The organism is Qipengyuania thermophila (assembly GCF_004153605.1).
Taxonomy (GTDB): domain Bacteria; phylum Pseudomonadota; class Alphaproteobacteria; order Sphingomonadales; family Sphingomonadaceae; genus Qipengyuania_B; species Qipengyuania_B thermophila.
Genome location: NZ_SDSI01000010.1, coordinates 1 through 2,433, shown reverse-complemented (window position 1 = coordinate 2,433; position 2,433 = coordinate 1). Strand labels below are relative to the sequence as shown.

Genomic DNA, 2,433 nt, shown 5'->3' with positions numbered 1-2,433 from the left:
TTCGGAGTTAGTAGTTATGGGCTTGACGCCGTTTCGGGAGTGTCATAGAGGTTAGGCATCGAAGGGGCGATGCCATGAACCTGCTGACGATCTTCAAGCGCTTTCCCGATCAGGAAGCCTGCATTGAGTTTCTGGAAATGATACGCTGGGGCGATGAAGCTCATTGCCCGCACTGTGGGTCGCCCGCCGTCGCCCGCAAGTCGGAAAGCGGCCGCATCGGCCGCTGGAATTGCCACGCTTGCACCAACAGCTTCAATGTCCTGTCCGGCACGATCTTCGAGAAGACCCGTATTCCCCTTCAAAAGTGGTTTCTTGCCATCGGCCTGCTGATCAACGCCAAGAAGAGCGTTTCGAGCTGCCAGCTCGCCCGCGACCTCGACATGAACCAGAAGAGCGCGTGGTATATGCAGCAGCGCATCCGCGCCGCGATGCTGACGGAAGAGGGCGAGCTTCTTCAGGGCATTGTTGAAATCGACGAAACCTATGTCGGCGGCAAGCCGCGCAAGCCCAACGATCACTCGGGCGGCGGTTGGGGCGGCTTCTCCGGCCGCGGAACCAAGAAGCAAGCGGTTGTCGGCGCAGTCGAGCGCGGCGGTCGCGTTGTGGCCCGCATGGCGACGGAAGGCGTCAGCGCGAAGGCGCTTAGCAAGTTCATCCGCGCCACGGTCCAGCCCTTCGGCACGTTGGCGATCACGGACGAGTGGGGCGGCTATTCCCGCCTCTGCGACACGATGCAGCACGCCGTTGTCCGCCATCGCCGCCAGTATGCCGATGGCATCGTGCACACGAACACCATTGAGGGCTTCTGGGCGCTGGTAAAGCGGGCGTGGTATGGGACGCATCACCGCTATTCGCGCCGCTACATGCCGCTCTTCATCGGCGAGGCATGCTGGAAATATAACAACCGCAAAAACGCGGACGCCTTCAGCGGCTTCCTGAAGGGGTGCTTCGCATGAACAAGCTCCTCTACGGCGATTGCCTGACGATCATGCGCGACATGCCCTTGGGGAGCGTGGACCTGATCTATCTGGACCCGCCCTTCAACTCGAACCGTGATTACAACGCGATCTACAAGGACGAGACAGGGCGCCAGCTTCCCGACCAGATCGAGGCGTTCAACGACCTTTGGGAGCTATCGCCGGAGCGCCAGCAAGCCATCCGCATGATGCCCGTCCTGATGCGCGACTACGGCATCGACGACGACATTGTTGAGTTCTGGAAAATCTGGATGAACGCGCTGCGGAACACGCAGCCGCGCCTGCTCGCCTACCTGTCCTATATGACGGAACGGCTGCTGCCGATGCGGGGCATCCTGAAGCCGACCGGCTCGGTTTTCCTTCACTGCGATCCGACCGCTTCGCACTACATCAAAGTGATGATGGACGGCATTTTCGGGCACAACAATTTCCGCAACGAAATCATCTGGTGTTACACTGGCCCAGGCTCGCCAGGCATGCGCCAGTTCATGCGGAAGCACGATGTCATCCTCTGGTATAACAAGGGGAAGACGTGGACCTTCAACGCGGACGATGTTCGCGTGGCGCACTCGGAAAAGACCAAGGGAAATTACAAGAAGGGGCTCGTCGGGTCCGGCTTCGTCGAAGCCGATCACGTCATTCACGAAAAGGGCAAGGTGCCGGAAGACTGGTGGCAGATCGCCATCGCGGCGCGCGGCAAGGAATACATGCGCTACCCGACGCAGAAGCCGCTGAAGCTGCTGGATCGGATCATCCGCGCGGCGAGCAACAAGGGCGAGACGGTATTCGACCCCTTCTGCGGCTGCGCCACCACCATCGAAGCGGCACACACGCTCGGCCGCAAATGGATAGGAATCGACATTGCTATCCACGCCATCAAGCGGGTTGCGAAGGTGAGGCTGGAGGAGCGGCTTGGGCTGATCGAGGGCAAGGATTTCGTGATCGAGGGCGTTCCTGTCACGGCCGAGGGCGCGCTGGACCTCTGGAACCGCGACAAGCACCAGTTCCAGAAATGGGCGATCGAGCAGGTCGATGGCTTCGTTACCAACCGCAAGACGGCGGATGGCGGCATTGACGGGAGGCTCTACTTCTCCGTTCCGGACAAGCGTGACCTGCAAAGCATGGTGATCGAGGTGAAGGGCGGGAAGAACGTCAACGTGGACGTGGTTCGCAGCCTTCGCGGGGCACTAGAGCGCGATCAGGCCGAGATGGCGGGGCTGATCGTCATGGACGACCTTGGCGACCGGAAGACCAAGAACTTCCTTCGTGAGATGGGCGAAGCCGGCGACATGGACGTGAACGGCGTGCTCTATCACCGGATGCAGCTTCTGACGGTGCCGGAGATTCTAGCGGGCAAGAGGTTCAACACCCCCTCGGTCGCCCGAGCAAAGCAACTCGCCCAGCCAGCCCTCCCGATGGGCTGATCTGGTTCTTAAGCCCATATCTACTTATTCCG

General features: G+C 60.4%; 2 protein-coding genes. Both read left to right on the top strand.

The genetic code is table 11. The annotated features are described in order from the left end of the window. Positions 1-74 precede the first annotated feature (74 nt). Entirely contained in the window at positions 75-956 is an 882-nt protein-coding gene (locus ETO60_RS11095) for an IS1595 family transposase (RefSeq protein WP_130005712.1), read from the top strand. After that, entirely contained in the window at positions 953-2,401 is a 1,449-nt protein-coding gene (locus ETO60_RS11090) for a DNA methyltransferase (RefSeq protein ID WP_130005710.1), read from the top strand. Before ETO60_RS11095 ends, ETO60_RS11090 begins: the two co-directional genes overlap by 4 nt. Positions 2,402-2,433 lie beyond the last annotated feature (32 nt).